This is a genomic window from Massilia sp. CMS3.1 (assembly GCF_051262535.1).
Taxonomy (GTDB): Bacteria; Pseudomonadota; Gammaproteobacteria; order Burkholderiales; family Burkholderiaceae_D; genus Telluria.
Window position 1 is genome coordinate 1 of the sequence record NZ_JBIMES010000119.1, and the last position, 219, is coordinate 219.

The window sequence follows — 219 nt, forward strand, 5'->3', positions numbered from 1 at the left end:
TGCTTCTTGGTCCAGCGCGCGTCCGTGTCCTTCTGGCGGCGTTTGGCTGGCGCCCAGTCCGCCGGCATCGCGCCTTGGCCAACCAACGCCTTCTCTTGCTTGCTCAGCGATTGTTTGGGGGCCTGTACGATGCTCGCGTCGACCATCTGACCGCCACGCGCGATGTAGCCGTGTTTGGACAGCTGGCGATTGACTGCGTCGAAAACGCTTTCACTGGCG

1 pseudogene is annotated in these 219 nt (G+C 63.0%); it reads right to left on the reverse strand.

Annotation, left to right across the window (positions count from 1 at the left end):
* Nucleotides 1-219: pseudogene (locus tag ACHAC9_RS24695) on the reverse strand (IS5/IS1182 family transposase); the annotation flags it as partial.